Genomic DNA, 23,001 nt, shown 5'->3' on the forward strand with positions numbered 1-23,001 from the left:
ACTGTTTCCTCCCTACGACCGAATCCGCCATGTCAGCCCCCGATGCCAAGCCCACCTGGATGCCGCACCAGCCGGCAGACCGCATCCTCTCGACGCTCAAGACCCGCGGCGCGCTCGGCATTCCCGATATCGCCAAAGTGCTGAACGTCACGGTGGAGGCGGTGCGCCAGCAGATGGCCAAGCTGGAAGCCGAAGGCCTGGTCGACGCCGAGAGCCGCTCCAGTGGCCGTGGCCGGCCCACGCAGATCTGGCGGCTGACGGGCGAGGGCCACAAGCGCTTTCCCGACACGCACGCCGAGATGACGGTGCAGATGATCAGCGCCGTCATCAGCGTGTTCGGCGAGAAGGGCATGGACCAGCTCATCAGCGCGCGCGAAGCCTCCATGCGCACCAACTACACCGAGGCCATGCGCGGCGCGCGCAGCCTCAAGGCGCGGCTGGAGCGGCTGGCGGAAATCCGCAGCCGCGAGGGCTACATGGCCGAGTTCCGGCCCGACGAACAGGGCAAGGGGTTTCTCTTCATCGAGAACCACTGCCCCATCTGCACCGCGGCACAGGCCTGCACGGGCTTCTGCCGCAGTGAGCTGCAACTCTTCGACGAAGTGCTGGGGCCCGACGTGAGCGTCAGCCGCGTCGAACACGTGCTGGCGGGCGCGCGACGGTGCGCCTACCGGGTCGAACCCAAGGCGAATGCCTGACTCTGTTTTTTTTCAACAACCACCACAAGGAAACCACGATGGAACACAAGCTCCCACCCCTGCCCTATGCGCTCGACGCACTGGCACCCGAGTACTCGCAGGAAACCCTCGAGTACCACTACGGCAAGCACCACAACGCCTACGTGGTGAACCTCAACAACCTGCAAAAGGGCACCGAGTTCGAGTCGCTGACTCTCGAAGAGATCGTCAAGAAGTCCAGCGGCGGCATCTACAACAACGCCGCGCAAATCTGGAACCACACCTTCTTCTGGAACTGCATGAAGCCCCAGGGCGGCGGCGCTCCCACCGGCGCGCTGGCCAAGGCCATTGATGCCAAGTGGGGCAGCTACGACGCTTTCAAGGAAGCCTTCGTGAAGTCGGCCGTGGGCAACTTCGGCTCGGGCTGGACCTGGCTGGTGAAGAAGGCCGACGGCTCCGTGGACATCGTGAACACCGGCGCCGCCGGCACGCCGCTGACGACTGCAGACACCGCGCTGCTGACCGTGGACGTCTGGGAACACGCCTACTACATCGACTACCGCAACCTGCGCCCGAAGTTCGTCGAGACCTTCCTGGCCAAGCTGGCTAACTGGGACTTCGCGGCGAAGAACTTCGGCTGATCGATCAGCCGTTGATCAGGTTCAGGATGTTCCCGTCCGGGTCCTTGAACCACGCGACCTTCATCTCGCCCATGACATGGAGGTCGCCCACAAGCTTCGTGTCGGGCATGTCGTAGTGCTCGAAGCGCACGCCCTTGGCCTTGAGGGCAGCGGCCAGGCGCTCGATGTCTCCGCCCACCTGCCAGGTGACGGCCGTCGCCTGGTTCGTTCCAGCGAACTGCGAGCGGTACACGTTGATTCGCGTGTTGCCGCTGCGGTAGACGATCACTTCGTCGCCCTCCGCATCGACCTGCGACAGGCCCAGCGTGTCTTCGTAGAAGCGGCGGGCCACCGCGAGGTCTTTCACCGCGAGATTGGCCACTGCGTTGATGTTTCCGAGCATGCGAGTCTCCTGGGTTTCCTTCGGGGAGGCCCGGCGTGCCATCGACGCATGCCGGGCTTGCCAAAAATACTCAACCATGCGGTGCAGTATTTGCGTCGGACAGGGCCCTGTCAAGGCATCGGAAAATGGCACCCCGCAAGTCGATACGAGCCCCATCGCAAATGAAGAAATCCTTCTTACCCGGCTTCCGGCACACTGCACCCCCGGTGCAGTGACGACGGCAACGACTGCAACCCCGAATCGACCCCGACAAAGAGACAACCCATGATCCGCAGACACCTCGGCAAGCTGGCCCTCGCGCTGGCATTCCCCCTGGCCTTCACGGCCACCGCTCATGCACAGACCGCTGCCTACCCCGCCAAGCCCATCCGCATGGTCGTGCCCTTCCCGCCCGGCGGCGGCACCGACATCCTGGCGCGCCTGGTGGCCCAGAAGCTCACCGAGGTGAACCACTGGACCGTGGTGCCCGACAACCGCGCGGGTGCCGGCGGCACCATCGGCATTGCCGAGGCTGCGCGCGCCGCGCCCACGGGCTACGACATCGTGATGGGCCAGAAGGACAACATGGTCGTCGCGCCCTGGCTCTACAAGAACCTGAGCTACAACCCGGTGAAGGACCTCACGGCCGTGGCCCACGTGGCCTACACGCCGGTGGTGATCGTCACGCAGGCCAACTCCAAGTTCAAGACGCTCGACGACGTGGTGAAGGCCGCGCGCGCCGCGCCCGACACCGTCACCTACGGCTCGCCCGGCAACGGCACCACCATCCACCTGGCCGGCGAGATCTTCAACAGCGCCGCCAAGATCAAGATGCGCCACGTGCCCTACAAGGGCTCCAACGCGGCCATGATGGACGTGCTCGCGGGCAACGTCGACCTGATGGTGTCGTCGGTGCCCTCGGCCATGGCGCAGATCAAGGCGGGCAAGCTGCGCCCGCTGGCCGTCACCTCGGCCAGGCGCAGCACCTCGCTGCCCGACACGCCCACTGTGGCCGAGCTCGGCTACAAGGACTTCGACGTGAGCACCTGGTACGGCATCTTCGTGCCGGCCGGCACGCCCAAGGACGTGGTGACGCTGCTGAATGCCGATATCAACAAGCTGCTGGCCACGCCTGAAATGAAGGCAGCCATCATCGCGCAGGGCGCGGAGCCGCAGAGCATGACGCCGGAGCAGTTCGGCGCGCTGCTGAAGACCGACTACGAGAAGTGGAAAGGCATCGTGCAAGCCTCGGGCGCGACAATCGAATAAGCCTGCGCGCCGCAGAATGGCGTCTCCAGAACAAGCCGCAACGACGGCATGGAGACACCGATGGTTCCTTCGCTTCCACTGAAGACAGCCGCTCTGGCAGCGGTTGTCGCCCTCGTCCAGGGCTGCGCACAGACGCCCGCGCAGAAGCCTTCCGACGCAACCGTGGCTGCCCACGTCGCGGCAGCCACGCAGGCCGCGGGCACCGACCTAGGCCCGCTGCTCTCGCTGTGCAAGCCCGCCCCAGCCACGCGCCCGCCGCAGGACGAACTCGACAAGGGCCTCCCGCTGCTCATCAACAAACCGGCGCCGCCGCCCGCCAGGGCTTTCGACAACCTGTATTTCGTGGGCGCCGACTGGGTCAGCGCCTGGGCCATCAAGACCTCCGACGGCATCATCCTCATCGATGCGCTGAACAACCAGGTGGAGGCTGCTGCGCTGATCGAAGGCGGCATGCGCAAGCTGGGCCTCGACCCGGCGCAGATCAAGTACGTGATCGTCACGCACGGCCACGGCGACCACTACGGCGGCGCGCCCTACCTCGCTCAGAAGTACCGCGCGCGCGTGGTGATGAGCGACGCCGACTGGACGATGACCGAGACGAAGCTGGAGTTCGCCACGCCCATCTGGGGCGCGCCGCCCAAGCGCGGCGCGGGCGACATCTCGGCAAGGGACGGCGACCGCGTCACCCTGGGCGACACCACCGTCACGCTGTACCTCACGCCGGGCCACACCATGGGCACGCTCTCGCCGGTGTTCGACGTGAGCGAGAACGGCCGCAGGCATCGCGCCATGCTCTGGGGCGGCACGGGCTTCAACTTCGGCAAGGACGTGCCGCGGCTGGACAACTACATCGCGTCCACCCGGCGCATGGATGCCCTGGTCAAGGCGCAAGGCATCGACGTGATGCTGTCGAACCACTCGAACGTCGACAGCTCTCAGGCCAAGATGGCGGCGATGCGGCAGCAGCCGGCCGGCGCGGCGAACCCCTTCGTGATGGGCACGCCCACGGTGGAGCGCGCATTGAACGTGATGGGCGAATGCGCGCAGGCGCAGCGCGACAGGTTCGCGATGCAGTAGTGGCGTCTTGAGCGTGCACCAGTCACGATGGCTGTGCTCCCTCTCCCCTTGGGGAGAGGGCTGGGGTGAGGGTCAGCGGCGGTGGCGAAGGCTGCGCATATCCGAAAGCCGCAGCCCTCACCCTAACCCTCTCCCCAAGGGGAGAGGGGACAAGTCAGCAAAGCAGGCGCTTAATCCGGCACAAACTTCGTGTTGAAGATAGCGACGTCCGACGCATCCTCGAACGTCGCCACCTGCCCCATCTTCCCGTCGCTCAGTCGGCAGGCCGAGAACAGGCTGTAGCGGCCCTTGAAATAGAACTCGTCCATCACGATCAGCGCGTACGGGTACGGCACGAAGACCTGGTGCTCGAAGACGATGCGGTGCACGTTCCTCGGCGACGGGAAGAGCTTGTACTCGAGGGTGTCGATCGACTTGGCAGTGGCCATGGCGTGCGTGTCCTTCGTTTCTATCAGGCAGGGTCGCGCACGTCGGCCACGGGGTTGTTGCCGAAGTCTTCGCGCGCCAGGTACTTGAGTACCTTGGCCGCCGCAGTGGCGGGACTGTCGAGCCGGCCATCTTCCTTCATGCTCACGAAGCGCGTGCGATCCGGAAACTTCTCGGCCGAGGCGCCACGCAGTTGCACCTGCATGTCGGTGTCGATCACGCCTGGCGCGAGCGAGACGATGCGCGCGCCGTTCGTTGCATTCGCTTCCTCGAGCGCCACGGCGCGCGAGAAGTGGTCCATGCCGGCCTTGGCCGCGCAGTAAGGCGCTTGGCTGCCCATGGCGTTGCGGCCCAGGCCCGACGAGATGTTCAGCACCTTGCGTGCGCCGCGCCATTCGCGGGTGGCGCCGAGGAAAGCCGCCGTCAGCAGCATCGGCGCTTCGAGGCCGATGCGCAGGGCCAGCGAGAGCTCGGCCTCCACCGCGCTCGACAGCGGCGCGGGGTTGCCGACGGTGCCGGCGTTGTTGATGAGCGTGACGCTGTCGAAGCGTTGCGCGTCGATGGTCTTGAGCCATGCCGACACGCGGGCCGATGCGGCCACGGGGTCGGACAGGTCCTGCTCCCACTGCACGAGTTCGGCACCGGCGGCCTTGGCTGCCTCGGCAAGCGCCGGGGACTGCTTGCGCGAAATGCCCAGCACCGTGTGGCCGGCCTGCAGCAGCTGTTCGGCCATGGCCTGGCCCAGGCCGCGCGAGGCGCCGGTGATGATGGTGAGGTGGGAAGCGGTCATCGGGAGAAAGGTCTTTCTTGAACGAAGGCGGGGAGGTTAAGCGGTACCGAGAGGCCTTGGGGCTCAACCGGTTCTGAACTGCTTGCGCAGGAAGTTGCGATGGCGCGCGATGTGCTGCAGCTGCGCGGGCGCGATGGTGCCGTCGAGGTCGACTTCGTCCGCGCCGTTGAGCACCGCATTGGCATTGGTCATCGCACGCGAGACGACTTCTTCCTCGCTCACGTCGAGCTGCGCCGCAAGGTCGAGCGCCACGCGCCGCATGGCACGCTGCGAAAGCATCCACATCGCGCCGAAGCGGTCCCACGCGAGCGCGGCCTCTTCAGACTTCTCGCGATCAGCCAGGATCTCATTGAGCGGCTTGGCCAGTATGTCGTTGAGCGCATCGAGCTTCTCGTTCAGCGCCTCGTTGCGCTCGATGGCCTCCTGCAGCGTCGGTCCGCTGTCTTCGCCCTTCGCCTTCGGCGCCTCGGGCGGCGTTGAAATGAAGGCCGCTTCCGCGTTCGCGGGCACCACCTGGAGCTGGTCTTTGAGGGTCATGTGTTTTCCGTTTCCGCCGAGGCGTTCTTCCTGTTCGACATCGCGGTCGCGCGCAGGCCCGGCAGGTCGAGCACGCGCAGTCCACCGTACTCCACGCGGATCAGGCCCTGTGCCGACAGGCCGTTCAGCGCCTCGTTCACGCGCTGGCGCGAGAGGCCGACCAGGTAGGCCAGCTCCTGCTGCGTTATTCGCAAGACTTCGCCCACGCCCGGGTACAGCACCGGGTTGAACAGCGACACCAGGTTGCGCGCCACGCGCGCGTCGGGGTTGTTGAGCCGGTCGATCTCCAGCGCCGCGATGAACTGGCCCAGCCGTTCATTCAGCTGGTTCATCACGAAGCGGTTGAAGCCGATGGAATGGTCGAGCAGCCAGTGGAAGCTCTCGATAGGCAGCCCCGCCACCAGGCTGCGCCGCAGTGCCTGGATGTTGTAGCGGTAGGGCTCGCGCTTCATCACCGTGCCTTCGCCGAACCAGCCGCCTGGCGGCACGCCGGTGTAGGTGACCGAGCCGCCATCGGCGTTGTCGTTGCTCATCTTGAGCAGCCCCTCGACCACGCCGAACCAATAGGTAGGCGAGCGACCGACGCGGCACACCAGGTCGCCGGGCTCTGCCTCGCCCACCACCAGTGCGGCTTCGGCGCGGCGGCGCTCGGCAGGCGTGAGCGTGGGCAGCCAGGGGATGCCTTCGAGCTCCGCGGCATTGGCGGGACGCACGCGGTCCTTGATCGAACCGCCGAGCACGTTGTGGTTGAGATTGCCGTGAGGCATCGGGAAACTCCGGGGAGTAGTGTCCCTAGGATTGTCGTTGGAACGACAACCGGGCGTCAAAGTGAGACCTACGATCCGCCCACTGTGCAAACAACCGCCCCCACCTTCCCCCGCCTGCTGCTCGCGCATGCCGAGGCCCAACCCGAGGCGCCCGCCGTGCGCGAGAAGGATCTCGGCATCTGGCAAACCTGGACCTGGAACGCCGTGGCGCAGGAAGTGCGCGAAATGGCCTGCGGTCTCGCGAGCCTGGGCTTCAAGCCCTTCGACAACCTGGCCATCGTCGGCGCCAACCGGCCGCACCTGTACATGGCGGTGGTCGCGGCGCAGAGCCTGCGCGGCGTGCCGGTGCCGCTGTATCAAGATGCGGTGGCCGGCGAGATGGTCTTCATGCTGCAGGACGCGGCCATCGACTTCGTGATCGTCGAAGACCAGGAGCAGGTCGACAAGCTGCTCGAGTGCCGCGAGCTCCAGAAGGACCAGCAGCACGGCATCCGCCACATCATCTACGACGACCCCAAGGGCCTGCGCCACTACGACCAGCCAGGCCTGATGAGCTACGAGCAGCTGCGCGCATTGGGTCGCGAGTTCGACAAGGCCAACCTCGGCTACTACGACCGCGCGGTGGCCAGCGGCGAGGCAACGGATGTCGGCGTGATCCTCTACACCTCGGGCACCACCGGCCGCCCCAAGGGCGTGTGCCAGACGCACGCGAGCTTCATCGCGGCGGGCCGCGGCGGCGTGCAGACCGACAAGCTCGGCCCTGGCGACAACATCATGAGCTACCTTCCGATGGCGTGGGTGGGCGACCATCTGTTCTCCGTCGCGCAATGGCTGGTGGGCGGCTTCACGCTCAACTGCCCCGAGTCGGCCGAGACGGTGATGAACGACATGCGCGAGATCGGCCCCAGCTACTACTTCGGCCCGCCGCGCACCTTCGAGGGGCTGCTCACGGCCGTGTCGATCCGCATGGAAGACGCGGCCGCGCCCAAGCGCTGGCTGTACGCGAAGTTCATGGCGCTGGCGCGGCGCGTGGGCGCGGACATCCTCAACGGCGCGCCGGTGGGCACTGGCGACCGGCTGATGTACGGCCTCGGCAACCTGCTGATCTACGGCCCCTTGCGCAACGTGCTGGGCATGAGCCGCATCCGCGTGGCCTACACGGCCGGCGCGGCCATCGGGCCCGACCTGTTCCGCTTCTACCGCTCCATCGGCGTCAACCTCAAGCAGTTCTACGGCCAGACCGAGACTTGCGCGTATGTGTGCCTGCAGCAGGACGGCAAGGTCAAGCTGCAGACAGTGGGCACGGCCGCGCCGGGCATCGAACTGAAGATCGCGGAAGACGGCGAAGTGCTGGTGCGCGGCGTATCGGTGCTCAAGGAGTACTACAAGCGCCCCGACGCCACGGCCGAGGTTCTTGACGCGAACGGCTACTTCCACACCGGCGACGCGGGCGTGCTCGACAGCGAAGGGCACCTGCGCATCATCGACCGAGCCAAAGACGTGGGCCGGCTCGTGAGCGGCGCGATCTTTGCGCCCAACTACATCGAGAACAAGCTCAAGTTCTTCCCGCAGATCAAGGAAGCCGTGTGCTTCGGCAACGCGCGAGACGAAGTGTGTGCGGCCATCAACATCGACTACGAAGCCGTCGGCAACTGGGCCGAGCGCCGCGGCCTCGCCTACGGCGGCTACGTCGACCTGGCCGGCAAGCCCGACGTGCTGGCGCTGGTGGCCGAGTGCATCGCCAAGGTGAATGCCGACCTCGCGAGCGAAGACGGCATGGGCGAGACGCAGATCGCACGCTTCCTGGTGCTGCACAAGGAGCTCGACCCCGACGACGACGAACTGACCCGCACGCGCAAGGTGCGCCGCGGCTTCATCGCCGAGAAATACGCGGTGCTGGTCGATGCGCTCTACGGCGGCAAGACCGAGCAGTACATCGAGACCCAGGTCAAGTTCGAGGACGGACGCACGGGCGTGGTGAGCGCCACGCTGAAGGTCGTCGAAGCGAAGACGTTTCCCATCGTGAAGGCAGCGGCATGAGCACCCGGAAGACTGGCGAGGTCATCCTCGACGTGCAGAACATCTCCCTGAGCTTCGGCGGCGTGAAGGCGCTGACCGACATCAGCTTCAACGTGCGCGAACACGAGGTGCGCGCAATCATCGGACCGAACGGCGCCGGCAAGAGCTCGATGCTGAACTGCATCAACGGCGTGTACTGGCCGCAGCAGGGCTCCATCACCTTCCGCGGCCAGACCTTCAAGCACATGAACTCGCGCCAGGTGGCCGAGATGGGCGTGGCGCGCACCTTCCAGAACCTCGCCCTCTTCAAGGGCATGAGCGTGCTCGACAACATCATGACGGGGCGCAACCTCAAGATGAAGAGCGGCCTGCTCGCACAGGCCCTGCGCTGGGGCCCCGCCGAGCGCGAGGAGCTGCGGCACCGCGAATTCGTCGAGCACATCATCGACTTCCTAGAGATCCAGGCGCACCGCAAGACACCCGTGGGCCGCCTGCCCTACGGCCTGCAGAAGCGCGTCGACCTGGGCCGCGCGCTCGCGATGGAGCCGCAGGTGCTGCTGCTCGACGAACCGATGGCCGGCATGAACGTGGAAGAGAAGCAGGACATGAGCCGCTTCATCCTCGACGTGAACGACGAGTTCGGCGCAACCATCGTGCTGATCGAGCACGACATGGGCGTGGTGATGGACATCTCCGACCGCGTGGTGGTGCTCGACTACGGCAAGAAGATCGGCGACGGCACGCCGGATGAAGTTCGGAACAACGAAGACGTGATCCGGGCTTATCTGGGTGTGGAGCACTGAGATGCAAGCACACAGCCACGCTCTGTCTTGCCCCCTCTCCCGCTTGCGGGAGAGGGTTGGGGTGAGGGCCGGCGGCCTCACCACCTTCAGCGGCCTTTCGAACGCCGCTCGCCCTCACCCCTGCCCTCTCCCGCAAGCGGGAGAGGGAGAAAGACACTAGCCATGGGCTTTTTCCTCGAAACCCTCTTCGGCGGCCTCATGGTCGGCATGCTCTATTCGCTGATCGCCATTGGCTTCGTGCTGATCTACAAGGCATCGGGCGTCTTCAACTTCGCGCAGGGCGCGATGGTGCTTTTCGCGGCGCTGGCCATGGCACGCTTCTCCGAGTGGTTCCCGCTGTGGTTCGGCTTCCAGAGCCAGATCCTTGCGAACATCCTGGCCTTCATTGCCGCGATGGCGGTGATGGTGGTGGTGGCCTGGCTGATCGAGCGGCTCGCGCTCAGCAAGCTGGTGAACCAGGAAGGCATCACGCTGCTGATGGCCACGCTGGGCATCGCCTACTTTCTCGATGGCGTGGGCCAGACGATCTTCGGCAACGACATCTACAAGATCGACGTGGGCATGCCCAAGGAACCGCTGATGGTTCTCCAGGGCACCTTCCAGGGTGGCCTGCTGCTGAGCCAGGAAGACCTGATCGCCGCGCTGGTGGCAGCGGGCCTCGTGGTGGTGCTGGCCATCTTCTTCCAGAAGACGGCCACGGGCCGCGCCCTGCGCGCGGTGGCCGACGACCACCAGGCCGCGCAGTCCATCGGCATTCCGCTCAAGCGCATCTGGGTGATCGTGTGGTCTGTGGCCGGCTTCTCGGCGCTGGTGGCCGGGATCATCTGGGGATCGAAGCTCGGCGTGCAGTTCTCGCTCTCGCTGGTGGCACTGAAGGCGCTGCCGGTGGTGATCCTCGGCGGGCTCACTTCGATTCCGGGCGCCATCATCGGCGGCCTGCTGATCGGTGTGGGCGAGAAGCTGTCTGAAATCTATCTCGGCCCCATGCTCGGTGGCGGCATCGAGATCTGGTTTGCCTATGTGCTCGCACTGGTCTTCTTGCTGGTTCGCCCGCAAGGCCTGTTCGGCGAAAAAATCATCGATCGGGTCTGAGCAATGTTCTACAGAGAAAACGGCCAGTTCAAGTCGAGCTATCGCGCCGACCAGCAGATCTTTCCGATCGCGCAGGACCGCATCGCGATGCTGGTGCTGCTGCTCGTGGCATTCGTCGTGGTGCCGCTGGGTGTGTCCGACTACTGGATGCGCGCCATCCTCACGCCCTTCCTCATCCTGTCGCTCGCGGCGCTGGGCCTCAACATCCTGGTTGGCTATTGCGGCCAGATCTCGCTGGGCACGGGCGCCTTCATGGCGGTGGGCGCATATGCGGCCTACAACTTCCAGGTGCGCATCGACGGCATGCCGCTGATCGCATCGCTGCTGCTGGGCGGCCTGTGCGCGACGGTGATCGGCGTGCTGTTCGGCATCCCGAGCCTGCGCATCAAGGGGCTGTACCTGGCCGTTGCCACGCTGGCGGCGCAGTTCTTTACCGACTGGGCCTTCCTGCGCATCCAGTGGTTCACCAACAATTCTTCGTCGGGCTCGGTGAGCGTGGCGGGGCTCAACGTGTTCGGCGTGCCTATCGAGTCGCCGGTGCAGAAGTACCTGTTCTGCCTGCTCTTCGTGGTGGTGTTCGCGCTGCTGGCAAAGAACCTGGTGCGCAGCGCCATCGGGCGCGAGTGGATGGCGATGCGCGACATGGACGTGGCCGCCGCGGTGATCGGCATTCGCCCGGTGTACGCCAAGCTCACGGCCTTTGCGGTGAGCAGCTTCATCGTCGGCGTGGCCGGCGCGCTGTGGGGCTTCGTGCACCTGGGCGCGTGGGAGCCGGCGGCGTTCAGCATCGACCGCTCGTTCCAGCTGCTGTTCATGGTGATCATCGGCGGGCTGGGCTCGATCATGGGCAGCTTCTTCGGCGCAGCCTTCATCGTGCTGCTGCCGCTCTTTCTGAACCAGCTGCCGGGGTGGCTGGGCTTCTCGATTTCGACCGCGCTGGCCTCGCACCTGGAGACCATGATCTTCGGCGCGCTGATCGTGTTCTTCCTGATCGTCGAGCCGCACGGCCTTGCGCGGCTGTGGTCCACGGCCAAAGAGAAGCTGCGGCTCTGGCCCTTCCCTCATTGATTGATGAGTTCCCGTTCGTAAAAAACCCGGCACCGAGGTGCCCACAAAGGAGACAGGCATGAAACTGAAATCGCTCGCTCTGACCGCCGCCCTGGTGGCCAGCACCCTCGGCGCCCTGCTCGCGCCATCGCTCGCCAATGCGCAGGCCAAGGAGCAGTTCTTCCCGCTGCTGGTGTACCGCACGGGCCCCTACGCGCCCAACGGCACGCCCTGGGCCAACGGCAAGCAGGACTACATCAAGCTGGTCAACGCGACCGGCGGCATCAACGGCGTGAAAATCACGTACGAAGAATGCGAGACCGGCTACGCCACCGACAAGGGCGTGGAATGCTACGAACGCCTGAAGGGCCGCCCGGGCGTTGCGTTGTTCGACCCGCAGGCCACCGGCATCACCTTCGCGCTGACCGACAAGGTGCCGACCGACAAGATCCCGCTGATCACACTGGGCTACGGCCTGGCCGCCTCGCAGGACGGCGGCGTCTTCAAGTGGAACTTTCCGCTGATGGGCTCCTACTGGACCGCGGCCGACATCCTGATCCAGCACATCGGCAAGACCGAAGGCGGCATGGACAAGCTCAAGGGCAAGAAGATCGCCCTCGTGTACCACGACTCGCCGTTCGGCAAGGAGCCCATTCCGCTGCTGCAGGAGCGCGCCAAGCAGAACGGCTTCGAGCTGTCGCTGATCCCGGTGACCGCGCCCGGCGTGGAGCAGAAGTCGGCCTGGCTGCAGGTGCGCCAGCAGCGCCCTGATTTCGTGCTGCTGTGGGGCTGGGGCGTGATGAACTCCACCGCGCTGAAGGAGGCCGTGGCCACCGGCTACCCGCGCGAGAAGATGTACGGCGTGTGGTGGGCCGGCGCCGAGCCTGACGTGAAGGACGTGGGCGCCAACGCCAAGGGCTATCACGCGCTGGCGCTGAACACCTCGGGCACGCAGCCCAAGGTAATTCAAGACATCCTGAGGCAGGTGCATGACAAGGGCCAGGGCACGGGCCCGAAGGACGAAGTGGGCTCGGTGCTCTACACGCGCGGCGTGATCATCCAGATGCTGACCATCGAGGCCGTGAAGCGAGCGCAGGAGCGCTTCGGCAAGGGCAAGGTCATGACCGGCGAGCAAGTGCGCTGGGGCATGGAGAACCTGGCGCTCGACCAGAAGAAGCTCGACGCACTGGGCTTCTCCGGCGTGATGCGTCCGGTGAGCACCTCGTGCCAGGACCACATGGGCTCCACCTGGGCGCGCGTGCACACCTGGGACGGCGCGAAGTGGGGCGACATGTCCGACTGGTACCAGGCAGACGACCAGATCATCAAGCCGATGGTGAAGTCTGCTGCCGACAAGTACGCGGGCGAGAAGAAGCTGACGCGCCGCGAGGCAGCGGATTGCCAATCCTGACGCACTGAGCGTGCCGTGGCGGCTCGCGAGAGCCGCCATTCGCAAGAACGGCACTGCGCTGCACGCGCTGTTCTTGCGAATGCTTCGGACCACACCATGAGCGAACCCAACATCCTTCTCAATGTCAACGGCATCGAGGTCATCTACAACCACGTGATCCTCGTGCTCAAGGGCGTGTCGCTCACGGTGCCCGACGGCGGCATCGTGGCGCTGCTCGGCGGCAACGGCGCGGGCAAGACGACCACGCTGCGCGCGGTGAGCAACCTGCTCGCGGGTGAGCGCGGCGCTGTCACCAAAGGCACCATCGAGCTGCGCGGGGATCGCATCGAGGCGCTTTCGCCGGCGGAGTTGGTGAAGCGCGGGCTGATCCAGGTGATGGAGGGCCGCCACTGCTTCGCGCACCTGACCATCGAAGAGAACCTGATGACCGGCGCCTACACGCGCACCGATGGCAAGGCTGCGGTGCAGCAGACGCTGGAGAAGGTCTACGCATATTTCCCGCGCCTGAAGACGCGGCGCACTTCGCAGGCGGCCTACACATCGGGCGGCGAGCAGCAGATGTGCGCCATCGGCCGCGCGCTGATGGCCAACCCGAGCATGGTGCTGCTCGACGAGCCGTCGATGGGCCTGGCGCCGCAGATCGTGGAGGAGGTGTTCGAGATCGTGAAAGACCTGAACACCAAGGAGCGCGTGACCTTCCTGCTGGCCGAGCAGAACACCAATATGGCGCTGCGTTATGCCGACTACGGCTACATCCTGGAGAACGGCCGCATCGTGATGGACGGCGAGGCGAAGAGTCTGCGCGAGAACGAGGACGTGAAGGAGTTCTACCTTGGCGTCGGCGGCGCGGACCGCAAGAGCTTTCGCGATGTGAAGAGCTACAAGCGTCGGAAGAGGTGGCTGGCTTGACTGTTTCGACGTTTTCGCCGCGTTGCCGTTCGGGGTGCGATCACGCCGACGGGGTACCTTGCTCCGCGAATGTCCCCCGGCCTTCGGCCTCCTCCTTTATTTCGCTGCGCAAGGCACCCCATCGACGTGATCGTTGGACGCAGCGCTCATGCGGCCGGCACAACGACAGCGCTCATGTGCGAATGGCGCCGGGTGCTCCCCGCAGCGAAATAAAGGAGGAGCCGAAGGCGGGGGACATTCGCGGAGGGGAGCACCCGGTGTCATTCGCACTCGCCCTGAATGCCCCACAGCGTGGCGGAAAACTGAACTGAAAGACAAAGGGTACGGACATGACCGACCACTACGACAAGCTCGAGATCCGCGACCCCGCCGAACGCGAACGCGACCTGCTGGCCGCGCTACCCAAGCAGATCACACAGGCCCAGACGGCAGCGCCAGCGTTCGCAAAGATCCTGGACGGCGTGAAGCCCGCAGACATCACGACACGCGAAGCACTGGCGAAACTACCGGTCACGCGCAAATCGGAATTGCTCGACCTGCAGAAGGCACGCCGCGCCGACGACCCCTTCGGCGGCTTCTCGTCGATCGTGCGCGGCCCGCGCATGCCGCGTGTGTTCGCAAGCCCCGGCACCATCTACGAGCCTGAGGGCGAAGCACGCGACTACTGGCGCACCGCACGTGCATTGCATGCGGCTGGCTTTCGCAGCGGCGAGCTCATTCACAACAGCTTCAGCTATCACATGACGCCCGCAGGCTCCATCATGGAAAGCGGCGCGCGCGCCATGGGCTGCACCGTGTTTGCAGGCGGCACCGGGCAGACCGAGCAGCAGCTCGAAGCCATGGTCGACCTGAAGCCCGAAGGCTATGCGGGCACGCCCAGCTTCCTGAAGATATTGCTGGAGAAGGCCGAGGAGAAAGGGCAGAAGCTGCCCTCGCTCACCAAGGCGCTCGTCTCCGGCGAAGCCTTTCCGCCGAGCCTGCACGACTGGATTGCCGCGCATGGCGTGAAGGGCACGCAGTGCTATGCCACCGCCGACCTGGGCCTCATCGCCTACGAGACCAGCGCGCGCGAAGGCCTGGTGATCGACGAGGGCGTGCTAGTCGAGATCGTGCGGCCCGGCACCGGCGACCCGGTGCCTGATGGCGAAGTCGGCGAGATCGTCGTCACCACCTTCAACCCCGACTACCCGCTGGTGCGCTTCGGCACCGGCGACCTCTCGGCCGTGCTCACGGGCACCTGCCCCACCGGCCGCACCAACAAGCGCATCAAGGGCTGGCTCGGCCGCGCCGACCAGACCACCAAGGTGCGCGGCATGTTCGTACATCCCTCGCAGGTGGCCGAGATCGCGCGGCGCTTTCCGGAAGTGCAGCGCGCGCGGCTCATCGTGTCTGGCGAGATGGGCGACGACAAGATGACGCTGCAGCTCGAATGCGCCGGTGCGGCGCCCGAAGGGCTCGAGGCCCGCGTGAGCGCGGTGATCCGCGAAGTGACCAAGCTGCGCGGCGAGGTCGTCGTTGTGGGTGCAGGCGGTCTGCCCAACGACGGCAAGGTGATCGAGGACGCGCGGAGCTACAAGTAGCGGCGGTACAGCCAGCGCGTGGCGGCGCGCATGAGCACCACCACGTGCATCGCATAGACAGCCACGAACGCCAGCACGAAGCCGATGAGCCCGGCGGGGCTATAGAAGCTGCGCGACATGCGGGATGCGATGTACAGCCACGCAATGGCAATGACGATGCAGCTCACCTGCACCAGCACGGAGGCCAGCACCGAGGCTCCCACGGCCCTGAACGGCCGCGCCCTCGCGAGCCCCGCCGTGGCGCCGAGCCAGCCGCCCCAGAAGGCGAGCGCAAAGACCACCAGCGGCGGCACCATCCAGGCGACCAGCAGCTCGGGGCCGTCCAAGCCGCGCTCCATCGAGGTCCAGCGGCTCATGGCCACACCGCTCCACATCTGCAGCGATGCGAACAGCGCGGCGCCCACGAGTGCCACGGCACGGCGTGGCGATGTGGTGCCGATGGCTTCTTCATCGCCGTCGTCCTGCCGCGCATCGAAAGACGCGGCGCGGCCAGCCCTCAGCGCGAGCCAGGCCGAGCCCCACACGCCGAGCACGAGCACGATCAACTGCGCCACGGACTGCAGGAACATGAACACCGGCATCGCCGCGCTCATCGACGTCGATCCGAAGAAATCATGCAGGCGGCCGCCCGGCATGAAGAGCAGTTGCAGGTCGTAGAGCAGCGGGCTCAGCGCGTAGAAGTTCAGCACCAGCACCGCGAGGTACGTCGCGGCGTAGCGGATGCGCGGGTGGGGCAGCCGCGCCACGCTGTCCACGCCGCGCTTTTCGAGCGCATTGCGCGCGTGGCTCCAGGCCAGCGCCGCCGCCAGCACCCAGGCCATGCCGATGCTGAACACCATCGGTATCCACACGCCCGGCAGGGCGTAGGTGCTGCGCAGCTGTTCGCCGTCGGGCGAGTCGGGCCAGAGCTGGATGGCCATGTTGACCAGCACCATCGCGGCATCGATGGCCACAGTGACGAGCGCAAGATCGCGCGGCAGGCGCTGCGCGCTCGCGTGGGAAGGGGTCGTCGTCATGGGAATGCTTTTTTTCGCTTTGCATGGCGCATGCGGTGGCATGCGCGGAAGAAGCAAGGGTATCGGATGACGATGCGAACCTAAGGGCTATTCGCTATAGGTCAGGTAACAGTCAGCCTTTAAGATCGCGGCGTTTTTACTACCCCCTCCCGGAGACGACATGAAGAAACTGTTCGCCCTCGCGGCGATTGCCGCCGCAGCTGCCGGTGTCCACGCCCAGGACTTTCCCGCGGGCAAGACCGTTACGCTGGTGGTGCCTTTCGCAGCCGGCGGCCCGACCGACCGTGTCGCGCGCGACCTGGCGGAAGCCATGCAGAAGACGCTCGGCACCACGATCGTGGTGGACAACACCGCGGGCGCGGGCAGTTCCATCGGCACCGCCAAGGTGGCGCGCGCCAACCCCGACGGCTACACGCTGCTCTTGAACCACATCGGCATGTCGACGATGCCGGCGCTGTATCGCAAGCTGCCTTTCAACGTCGAGACCGACTTCGAATACCTGGGCATGGTCAACGAAGTGCCGATGACGCTGATCGGCAAGCCCGGCCTGCCCGCCAACAACTACAAGGAGCTGACGACCTGGATCGCGGCCAACAAGGGCAAGATCAACCTGGGCAACGCCGGCCTGGGCGCTGCGTCGCACCTGTGCGGCCTGCTGTTCCAGAGCGCGATCAAGGTCGAGATGACGCCCGTGCCGTACAAGGGCACGGCGCCGGCCATCGCCGACCTGCTGGGCGGCCAGATCGACCTGCTGTGCGACCAGACCACCAACACCACGTCGCAGATCGAGGCCAAGAAGGTCAAGGCCTATGCCGTGACCACGGCCAAGCGCCTGACCACGCCCGCGCTGAAAGACCTGCCGACGCTGGACGAGTCGGGCCTGAAGGGTTTCGAAGTGACGATCTGGCACGGCGTGTACGCGCCCAAGGGCACGCCCGCGCCGGTGCTGAAGAAGCTCAACGAAGCCATCAAGGCCGCAATGAAGGACCCGGGCTTCATCAAGCGCGAAGAAGCGCTGGGCGCTGTGATCACGACCGACAAGCGCACCGAGCCGGCGGAGCACAAGAAGTTCGTCTCGGCTGAAATCGCGAAGTGGGGTCCGATCATCAAGGCTGCCGGCGTCTACGCCGACTGATCGACTCACCGCCGCCACAAGCAGCCGCAAGGCCGCCTGCGCCCTCCCGGGCCAGGCGGCTTTTTTCGTTATGCTGGCCGGGATTTTTCTTCCACCCTCCCGCCCTCTTCGCCTCTTCCATGCGTTTTCGCAGCGCGGCCTTTCCGGTCTTCCTGGCCCTGCTGGCGCATGACGGCATGGCCCAGCCGCAGACGCTGCTGTGGGTCTGGGACCGGCCTCAGCTTTTTTCCGCGCTGCCCGAAGGCGCGGGCGTGGCCTATCTGCATGCCACGGTGCAGCTGAGCGGCGAGCGCAGCCGCACGAGCTGGCGCCAATGGCCGCTGCGCATCGCGCCGGGCGCTGCCGCCGTGGTGCCGGTGGTCCATGTTTCGCTCGACAACCTCGCGCCTTCGCCCGTCAACGATGCGCAGCAAGAGGCCATTGCCGCCGCCATCGAGCATGCCGCGAAGCAGGGCAATCGATCGGGCTGGGTGCAGCTCGACTTCGAGGCGCGCCGCAGCCAGCGCGAGGCGTATGTCGCGCTGCTGCGGCGGCTGCAGCCGGTGCGCGCCGGCGGCGTGCGGCTCTCGGCCACGGCGCTCGCCTCGTGGTGCATGAGCGATCCGTGGCTGCCTGCCGGCCTGCTCGACGAGATCGTGCCGATGTACTTCCGCATGGGGGCGGAATCCGCGCGCATCCGCCAGCGGCTCGACGCCACAGGCGCGGCCACCGTGCCGGCCTGCCGCGACGCGGCGGGGCTGATGCTCGGCGAGACATGGCCCGTGCTCGGCAGCGTGAAGCGGCGCTATGTGTTCCACGCGGGCGCATGGAAGAACGAAGACTTCGAACAACTCGGCAACAGGGATTCGCACAAATGATTCTTTCAACAGCAAACGCGATGCGCGCCGGCGCCAGGCTGCTCGCAATGGCCGCGCTGCTCGGCACTGCTGCAGCACATGCCAGCGGCGGCGGCGACCCCGAGGACCTGTTCTTCGCCACCACCCGGCCCGACCAGCCGGTGCGCGAGTTCGTCGAGCGGCCCGCGGGCTACTACACAGACTACCTCGTGCCCTACCAGGTGCTCTGGTACTGGCGCCTGCATGGCCAGCCGTTCTCTTCCGACGCCGTGCGGGCCTTCTCCGATCTGCTGGAGAAGCTGCCGCGAGAGGACAACGGCATGGCCGAAACGGACGATGCCTGGATCGAATGGCGAAAAGCGCGCGACGACGCCAATGCGAAGCTCGATCCCCAGTCGTCCCGCGACAGGCCCGCCCTGCTGGCGCCATCGCAGCAGCAGCCGAAATGGAACGCCAGCAGCCTGCAGGCGAGCCCCAACTGCTTCTACAGCGATGCCTTCCGCAACGCCACGAAGACGCTGGCCCAACGCATGACACGCGCCGCCAGCGACAAGGCGGCCACCCCCTACGTGCGGCATTGGCTGCAGGCACAGGACGCGGTGTTCGACACCTGCAACAAGGAGCCCGGCACCATCCCCGAGCTGCCACCTCGTGCACCCGCCTGGCTGCAGGCCGACCACGCCTACCAGTTGGCCGCGCAGCGCTTCTACGCCGACGATCTCGACGGCGCCGACACCGCGTTCACCGAAATCGCGGCCGACAAGGCCAGCCCCTGGCGCGACCTCGCGGCCTACATGCGGCTGCGCGTGTTGGCGCGGCAGAACCCGGGCGGCGAGCCGTCTTTCTCGGAACGGGACGACGCCGGCAAGGAAAGCCCCGAGGCGCTGAAGCAGCAGGCCGAACTCACCAAAGCGGTCGATGCCATCGCGCTGCCGCTGCTGAAGAACCCGCGCCTGCAGGCGCTGCATCCGTCGGTGCACCGGCTGGCCGAGGCACTGCGCATCCGCTACCTCACGCCCGGCACGCGCCTGCAGCGCCTGGCCGACAACCTGAAGACCATGGGCGCACCCGATGTCGCCGCCGCCAGGCTGCTGTTGCTGAACCACGAGTTCCGCTACTGCATGATGGCCGGTTGTTCGTACGCCGGCCCGGATCAGAAGTCGGACCTCGTGCAGTGGCTCAACACGGTGCGCGGCTTCAACGGTTCGGCGAGCGGCATCACCGCCCAGGACAAGTGGCGCGAGAAGTTCAGCTGGAGCAACTACCAGCGCACGCACGACCTCGCGTGGCTGATGGCCGCGGCGAGCCTGGTGCCCGTGAGCACCGCCACCGACGACAAGCGCGAGGCCGAACTGCAGGCCGCGTTGGCGGCCGTGCCTGAAGACCACCCCGCACGCTTTGCCGCCACCCAGTTGCGCGCCCAGCGCCTGTTTGCCCAGGGCCGCTTCAAGGAGACACGCGAACTGGTCGCCGGTGCAGCCGATTCGCCCTTGATCGCACACAGCCTCTCGGGCCAGAACCTCGTGAAGGCGCTGCTGCTGCCCACGGCCTCGTCGGAAGAGGAATGGCGCCGCCTGGCGATCCGCCTGGTGGTTGCTCGCCGCGACCCCGAGGCGATGGAAGCCAAACCCAATGCGGTGCCGCTGGCCAGCACCTTCGACGACGACGCGACGCGCTTCCTGAACACGCGCGCGCCGCTCGCGATGTGGCTGCGGCTCGCGGCCGACCCGGCGCTCTCGCCCGCGCTGCGCGACTCCCTGCTGGAGACCGCATGGACCCGCGCCGTGCTGGCTGAGGACTACGCCAGCGCTCGCCGCGCTGCGCAGATGCGTATCGCGTCACCGTCGCAGGGGGCTACCGCCAAGGGGCCGGACATGATCGCCGGCATCCGCCGCTCGATGGCGCTGTCGGTCACTGACACCGCCGCCTGGCGTCACCTGCTGCTGGAGCGCATGGCAAGCACCACCGAGGTGCTGTTGCCGCCGCACTGGCCCGTGGCAGACGGCATCCGGCCCACGCCGCTCAAGCCCTGGCTCGAACCGGCGTACGACCGCAGCATGGCCACCGGCAGCTACAGCAAGTGGTGCCGCCCGCTCGGCGTGATGACCACCGGCCCGCAGGCCGCCACGGCTGCCGATTTCGAGATGCCCGAGTTCCTGCCGCAGGAAGAGCGCGCGCAACAGGCCGCGCTGGTCGCGAAGCTGCGCGCCATTCCGCAGGACTCGATCTACTTCACCCAGGAAAGCCTGGCGCTGATGCAGCGCAACCGCGCCGATCCGCTGGTGCCGCAGGCGCTATCGGTCGCGGTGAAGATGGCGCGCTACGCCTGCCCGGACAAGGCGGTGGGCGACTGGTCGCGCAAGGGCCTTCAGACCCTGCACGCGAAATACCCGGATTCGACCTGGGCCGCCAGCACCCAGTACTGGTACGGCGGCCGGTAGCCAAGGAGAGAGCGGCCCTCCCTACTTCGGGCGTATGGCGTCCGCCGTCCCCTGGATGAAGGCCTTGATGCTCTCGATGTCGTCCCCCGAGAGCTTGCCCGTGAAGTCGGGCATGCCGCGCGCCATGGCCGGGCCCTTGAGGATGAACTTGTCCAGGTTCGTGATGTAGGCCGGGTCCATGTAGCCGAGGTTGGGGATGTTGCCGCCGCGGTCCACGCCCGGCACGCCGTGGCAGAACACGCAGTTGCTCACGTAGAGCATGGTGCCGGCCTGGACCTTGGCGGGGTCGTACTTCACGCCCTGCACCAGCTTGTCCATGCGGTACTGCACGAAGTCGGGCATCTTGGCCGTGCCGCCCACCGCGAAGGTGTAGACCGTGCCCGGGCCCTGCCGCTCGGTGGCGCGCTGCGCCAGGCCGTACACGCCGCCCCAGCCCACAGCGACCGACACGTATTGCTTGCCGTCGACCATGTAGGTCGAGGGCGCGGCCACCACGCCGGTGCCGGTGGGCGTCTCCCACAGCTTCTCGCCAGTCTTCGCGTTGTAGGCCAGCAGGCGGCCATCGGCCGTGCCCTGGAACACGAGGTTGCCGGCGGTGGTGAGGGTGCCGCCGTTCCATGGCGATGCGTAGTCGATGCCCCACGCTTCCTTCTGCGCGACGGGGTCCCACGCCACGAGGCGGCCGAAGGGCTTGCTGGTGGGCGGCTCGACGTTGGCGAACTTGCCGGTGTTCCAGCCCAGCGCGGCATGCGGACGGCCGGGCGCGTTCTGGTCGAACTTCCAGTCCTTGTCGTCCATCAGGTTGATCGGCACGTGCTGCGCGGGCAGGTACGCGTACCCCGTCTGCGGGTTGAACGACATCGGGTGCCAGTTGTGCGCGCCGAAGGGGCCGGGGATGCTGTCGCCGGGCTTCTCGTTCTGCCGCGCGGCGGCGATCTCGATGGGGCGGCCGTTCTTGTCGTAGCCCGTGGCCCAGTTCACTTCGACGAAGTTCTTCGCCGAGATGAACTTGCCGCTGGTGCGGTCGATGACGAAGAAGAAGCCGTTCTTCGGCGCATGCAGCAGCACCTTGCGTGCCTTGCCTGCGATCTTCACGTTGGCCAGGATCATCGACTGCGTGGAGGTGTAGTCCCAGTTGTCGCCGGGCGTCTCCTGGTAGTGCCACACGTACTTGCCGGTGTCGGGGTTGAGCGCCACCACCGAGCCCAGGTAGAGGTTGTCGCCGCCCTTGGGGCTGCGCGCCTTGGCAGCCCATGGCGAGCCGTTGCCGGTGCCCACGTACATCAGGTTGAGTTCGGGGTCGAAGGCAAAGCTGTCCCATGCGGTGCCGCCGCCGCCGGCTTCCCAGTACTTGCCGCTCGGGTCCCAGGTCTTGGCAGCGCGCGCCATCGATTCGTCTTCGAAGGGCTTGCCCGGGTCGCCCGGCACCACGAACCAGCGCCACTTCTGGTCGCCGGTCTTCGCGTCGTACGCGGTGACGAAGCCGCGCACGCCGTACTCGGCGCCGCCGTTGCCGATGATGACCTTGCCCTTGAACACGCGCGGCGCACCGGTGATGGTGTAGCTGCCCTTCTGGCCCTCGATGGTGTTCTTCTCCCAGACCTTCTGGCCGGTGGCGGCGTCGAGCGCAATCAGGCGGCCGTCGTAGGCCGCCACGTAGACCTTGCCTTCGTAGATCGCAACGCCTCGGTTCACCACGTCGCAGCAGCCCTTGAAGCCTTTGGACTTATCGACCTGCGGATCGAAGGTCCACAGCTTCTGCCCGGTGCGCGTATCGACGGCGTGCACCACGCTCCACGAGGCGGTGACGTACATGATGCCGTCCACCACCAGCGGCGTGGCCTCCACGCCGCGCGTCGACTCGAGGTTGTACGACCAGACCAGCCCCAGCTGCTTGACGTTGCCGGCGTTCACCTGGTCGAGCTGGCTGAAGCGCGACTCCGAATAGTCGAGGCCGACGCTGGGCCAGTCGGGTGTTTTCTTCTGCGCCGCGTTGGCGCGGATGAAGCTGCCGTCCACGCGCTTGGTGGCGGCTGCCGCGCGATCCTGTGCGTTCTGGGCCGTGGCCGCCGTGTTTGCGCCCAGGCACAGCAAAGCGCCGGCGAGCACGAGCAGCTCGGAGTGTGTTTTTTTCATCGCAGGTCTCCTTTGTGGCTCAAGGATGGTC

21 protein-coding genes are annotated in these 23,001 nt (G+C 66.4%); 14 read left to right on the forward strand and 7 right to left on the reverse strand.

The genetic code is table 11. From position 1 onward, the window contains the following. The first annotated feature begins 29 nt into the window (after positions 1-29). Positions 30-698: a helix-turn-helix transcriptional regulator gene (locus ACSFCA_RS16795; RefSeq protein ID WP_435460458.1), complete on the forward strand. Its 669-nt coding sequence runs from the start codon at positions 30-32 to the stop codon at positions 696-698. Positions 699-736: 38 nt separating this feature from the next. Next, entirely contained in the window at positions 737-1,318 is a 582-nt protein-coding gene (locus tag ACSFCA_RS16800) for a superoxide dismutase (RefSeq protein ID WP_258352418.1), read from the forward strand. 4 nt (positions 1,319-1,322) lie between these two features. On the opposite strand, the gene ACSFCA_RS16805 is transcribed toward ACSFCA_RS16800, so the two are convergent. Further along, positions 1,323-1,700: a VOC family protein gene (locus ACSFCA_RS16805; protein WP_435460457.1), complete on the reverse strand. Its 378-nt coding sequence runs from the start codon at positions 1,698-1,700 to the stop codon at positions 1,323-1,325. Between the two features lie 264 nt (positions 1,701-1,964). Here ACSFCA_RS16805 and ACSFCA_RS16810 point away from each other — a divergent pair, with 264 nt between their 5' ends. Together ACSFCA_RS16810 and ACSFCA_RS16815 are read left to right on the forward strand one after the other, a co-directional pair. Next, positions 1,965-2,948: a Bug family tripartite tricarboxylate transporter substrate binding protein gene (locus ACSFCA_RS16810; RefSeq protein ID WP_093174191.1), complete on the forward strand. Its 984-nt coding sequence runs from the start codon at positions 1,965-1,967 to the stop codon at positions 2,946-2,948. A gap of 60 nt (positions 2,949-3,008) precedes the next feature. Beyond that, positions 3,009-4,025 (forward strand): MBL fold metallo-hydrolase, encoded by a 1,017-nt coding sequence (locus tag ACSFCA_RS16815; RefSeq protein ID WP_435460456.1) that lies wholly within the window; start codon positions 3,009-3,011, stop codon positions 4,023-4,025. Positions 4,026-4,195: 170 nt separating this feature from the next. Here ACSFCA_RS16815 and ACSFCA_RS16820 read toward each other — a convergent pair whose 3' ends face one another. The 4 genes from ACSFCA_RS16820 to ACSFCA_RS16835 form a co-directional block, all read right to left on the reverse strand. Beyond that, positions 4,196-4,453 (reverse strand): hypothetical protein, encoded by a 258-nt coding sequence (locus ACSFCA_RS16820; protein WP_093174195.1) that lies wholly within the window; start codon positions 4,451-4,453, stop codon positions 4,196-4,198. A 23-nt stretch (positions 4,454-4,476) separates the two neighbouring features. Continuing rightward, the gene (locus ACSFCA_RS16825; RefSeq protein WP_435460455.1) at positions 4,477-5,241 is read right to left on the reverse strand and encodes an SDR family NAD(P)-dependent oxidoreductase; all 765 of its coding nucleotides are present in this window, start codon (positions 5,239-5,241) and stop codon (positions 4,477-4,479) included. Positions 5,242-5,304: 63 nt separating this feature from the next. Beyond that, complete coding sequence (locus ACSFCA_RS16830; RefSeq protein ID WP_435460454.1) at positions 5,305-5,778, reverse strand: hypothetical protein; 474 nt, start codon at positions 5,776-5,778, stop codon at positions 5,305-5,307. Further along, positions 5,775-6,545 (reverse strand): Crp/Fnr family transcriptional regulator, encoded by a 771-nt coding sequence (locus ACSFCA_RS16835; protein ID WP_093059323.1) that lies wholly within the window; start codon positions 6,543-6,545, stop codon positions 5,775-5,777. Before ACSFCA_RS16835 ends, ACSFCA_RS16830 begins: the two co-directional genes overlap by 4 nt. 84 nt (positions 6,546-6,629) lie before the next feature. Here ACSFCA_RS16835 and ACSFCA_RS16840 point away from each other — a divergent pair, with 84 nt between their 5' ends. The 7 genes from ACSFCA_RS16840 (at position 6,630) to ACSFCA_RS16870 (ending at position 15,406) form a co-directional block, all read left to right on the forward strand. After that, a complete protein-coding gene (locus tag ACSFCA_RS16840) occupies positions 6,630-8,585 on the forward strand; it encodes an AMP-binding protein (RefSeq protein WP_435460453.1) in 1,956 nt (651 codons plus the stop codon). After that, the gene (locus ACSFCA_RS16845; protein ID WP_093076121.1) at positions 8,582-9,367 is read left to right on the forward strand and encodes an ABC transporter ATP-binding protein; all 786 of its coding nucleotides are present in this window, start codon (positions 8,582-8,584) and stop codon (positions 9,365-9,367) included. The genes ACSFCA_RS16840 and ACSFCA_RS16845 overlap by 4 nt, the downstream gene beginning before the upstream one ends. A 162-nt stretch (positions 9,368-9,529) precedes the next feature. After that, positions 9,530-10,459 (forward strand): branched-chain amino acid ABC transporter permease, encoded by a 930-nt coding sequence (locus tag ACSFCA_RS16850; RefSeq protein WP_435460452.1) that lies wholly within the window; start codon positions 9,530-9,532, stop codon positions 10,457-10,459. A gap of 3 nt (positions 10,460-10,462) precedes the next feature. Next, positions 10,463-11,527, forward strand: coding sequence for a branched-chain amino acid ABC transporter permease (locus ACSFCA_RS16855; RefSeq protein WP_093059331.1), 1,065 nt, complete (start codon positions 10,463-10,465; stop codon positions 11,525-11,527). A gap of 58 nt (positions 11,528-11,585) precedes the next feature. Continuing rightward, positions 11,586-12,917, forward strand: a complete 1,332-nt coding sequence (locus tag ACSFCA_RS16860; RefSeq protein ID WP_435460451.1) for an ABC transporter substrate-binding protein — start codon at positions 11,586-11,588, stop codon at positions 12,915-12,917. Positions 12,918-13,013: 96 nt separating this feature from the next. Beyond that, entirely contained in the window at positions 13,014-13,826 is an 813-nt protein-coding gene (locus tag ACSFCA_RS16865; protein WP_093059335.1) for an ABC transporter ATP-binding protein, read from the forward strand. 329 nt (positions 13,827-14,155) lie between these two features. Then, the gene (locus ACSFCA_RS16870; RefSeq protein ID WP_435460450.1) at positions 14,156-15,406 is read left to right on the forward strand and encodes a phenylacetate--CoA ligase family protein; all 1,251 of its coding nucleotides are present in this window, start codon (positions 14,156-14,158) and stop codon (positions 15,404-15,406) included. On the opposite strand, the gene ACSFCA_RS16875 is transcribed toward ACSFCA_RS16870, so the two are convergent. Continuing rightward, the gene (locus ACSFCA_RS16875; RefSeq protein WP_435460449.1) at positions 15,397-16,422 is read right to left on the reverse strand and encodes a hypothetical protein; all 1,026 of its coding nucleotides are present in this window, start codon (positions 16,420-16,422) and stop codon (positions 15,397-15,399) included. The two genes, ACSFCA_RS16870 and ACSFCA_RS16875, sit on opposite strands and share 10 nt — an antisense overlap. 160 nt (positions 16,423-16,582) lie before the next feature. Between ACSFCA_RS16875 and ACSFCA_RS16880 the strand changes: the two genes are divergently transcribed. From ACSFCA_RS16880 to ACSFCA_RS16890, 3 genes are all read left to right on the forward strand, one after another. Next, complete coding sequence (locus ACSFCA_RS16880; protein ID WP_435460448.1) at positions 16,583-17,557, forward strand: tripartite tricarboxylate transporter substrate-binding protein; 975 nt, start codon at positions 16,583-16,585, stop codon at positions 17,555-17,557. Between the two features lie 119 nt (positions 17,558-17,676). Continuing rightward, entirely contained in the window at positions 17,677-18,414 is a 738-nt protein-coding gene (locus tag ACSFCA_RS16885) for a hypothetical protein (protein ID WP_435460447.1), read from the forward strand. Continuing rightward, positions 18,411-20,834: a hypothetical protein gene (locus ACSFCA_RS16890; RefSeq protein WP_435460446.1), complete on the forward strand. Its 2,424-nt coding sequence runs from the start codon at positions 18,411-18,413 to the stop codon at positions 20,832-20,834. The genes ACSFCA_RS16885 and ACSFCA_RS16890 overlap by 4 nt, the downstream gene beginning before the upstream one ends. Before the next feature lie 21 nt (positions 20,835-20,855). Here the strand turns inward: ACSFCA_RS16890 and ACSFCA_RS16895 are convergent, their stop codons facing one another. Further along, positions 20,856-22,970: a PQQ-dependent dehydrogenase, methanol/ethanol family gene (locus tag ACSFCA_RS16895; RefSeq protein ID WP_435460445.1), complete on the reverse strand. Its 2,115-nt coding sequence runs from the start codon at positions 22,968-22,970 to the stop codon at positions 20,856-20,858. Positions 22,971-23,001: the final 31 nt, after the last annotated feature.

It is taken from the genome of Variovorax multivorans (genome assembly GCF_051216835.1).
Classification (GTDB): Bacteria; Pseudomonadota; Gammaproteobacteria; order Burkholderiales; family Burkholderiaceae_C; genus Variovorax.

Excerpts from the sequence above, each read along its gene's own strand:
- ACSFCA_RS16860 (WP_435460451.1), top strand. The coding sequence starts at position 11,586 with ATGAAACTGAAATCGCTCGCTCTGACCGCCGCCCTGGTGGCCAGCACC.
- ACSFCA_RS16870 (WP_435460450.1), top strand. The coding sequence starts at position 14,156 with ATGACCGACCACTACGACAAGCTCGAGATCCGCGACCCCGCCGAACGC.
- ACSFCA_RS16855 (WP_093059331.1), top strand. The coding sequence starts at position 10,463 with ATGTTCTACAGAGAAAACGGCCAGTTCAAGTCGAGCTATCGCGCCGAC.
- ACSFCA_RS16895 (WP_435460445.1), bottom strand. The coding sequence starts at position 22,970 with ATGAAAAAAACACACTCCGAGCTGCTCGTGCTCGCCGGCGCTTTGCTG.
- ACSFCA_RS16805 (WP_435460457.1), bottom strand. The coding sequence starts at position 1,700 with ATGCTCGGAAACATCAACGCAGTGGCCAATCTCGCGGTGAAAGACCTC.
- ACSFCA_RS16875 (WP_435460449.1), bottom strand. The coding sequence starts at position 16,422 with ATGACGACGACCCCTTCCCACGCGAGCGCGCAGCGCCTGCCGCGCGAT.
- ACSFCA_RS16885 (WP_435460447.1), top strand. The coding sequence starts at position 17,677 with ATGCGTTTTCGCAGCGCGGCCTTTCCGGTCTTCCTGGCCCTGCTGGCG.
- ACSFCA_RS16810 (WP_093174191.1), top strand. The coding sequence starts at position 1,965 with ATGATCCGCAGACACCTCGGCAAGCTGGCCCTCGCGCTGGCATTCCCC.
- ACSFCA_RS16845 (WP_093076121.1), top strand. The coding sequence starts at position 8,582 with ATGAGCACCCGGAAGACTGGCGAGGTCATCCTCGACGTGCAGAACATC.
- ACSFCA_RS16830 (WP_435460454.1), bottom strand. The coding sequence starts at position 5,778 with ATGACCCTCAAAGACCAGCTCCAGGTGGTGCCCGCGAACGCGGAAGCG.
- ACSFCA_RS16800 (WP_258352418.1), top strand. The coding sequence starts at position 737 with ATGGAACACAAGCTCCCACCCCTGCCCTATGCGCTCGACGCACTGGCA.
- ACSFCA_RS16850 (WP_435460452.1), top strand. The coding sequence starts at position 9,530 with ATGGGCTTTTTCCTCGAAACCCTCTTCGGCGGCCTCATGGTCGGCATG.
- ACSFCA_RS16880 (WP_435460448.1), top strand. The coding sequence starts at position 16,583 with ATGAAGAAACTGTTCGCCCTCGCGGCGATTGCCGCCGCAGCTGCCGGT.
- ACSFCA_RS16890 (WP_435460446.1), top strand. The coding sequence starts at position 18,411 with ATGATTCTTTCAACAGCAAACGCGATGCGCGCCGGCGCCAGGCTGCTC.
- ACSFCA_RS16825 (WP_435460455.1), bottom strand. The coding sequence starts at position 5,241 with ATGACCGCTTCCCACCTCACCATCATCACCGGCGCCTCGCGCGGCCTG.
- ACSFCA_RS16835 (WP_093059323.1), bottom strand. The coding sequence starts at position 6,545 with ATGCCTCACGGCAATCTCAACCACAACGTGCTCGGCGGTTCGATCAAG.
- ACSFCA_RS16795 (WP_435460458.1), top strand. The coding sequence starts at position 30 with ATGTCAGCCCCCGATGCCAAGCCCACCTGGATGCCGCACCAGCCGGCA.
- ACSFCA_RS16815 (WP_435460456.1), top strand. The coding sequence starts at position 3,009 with ATGGTTCCTTCGCTTCCACTGAAGACAGCCGCTCTGGCAGCGGTTGTC.
- ACSFCA_RS16865 (WP_093059335.1), top strand. The coding sequence starts at position 13,014 with ATGAGCGAACCCAACATCCTTCTCAATGTCAACGGCATCGAGGTCATC.
- ACSFCA_RS16820 (WP_093174195.1), bottom strand. The coding sequence starts at position 4,453 with ATGGCCACTGCCAAGTCGATCGACACCCTCGAGTACAAGCTCTTCCCG.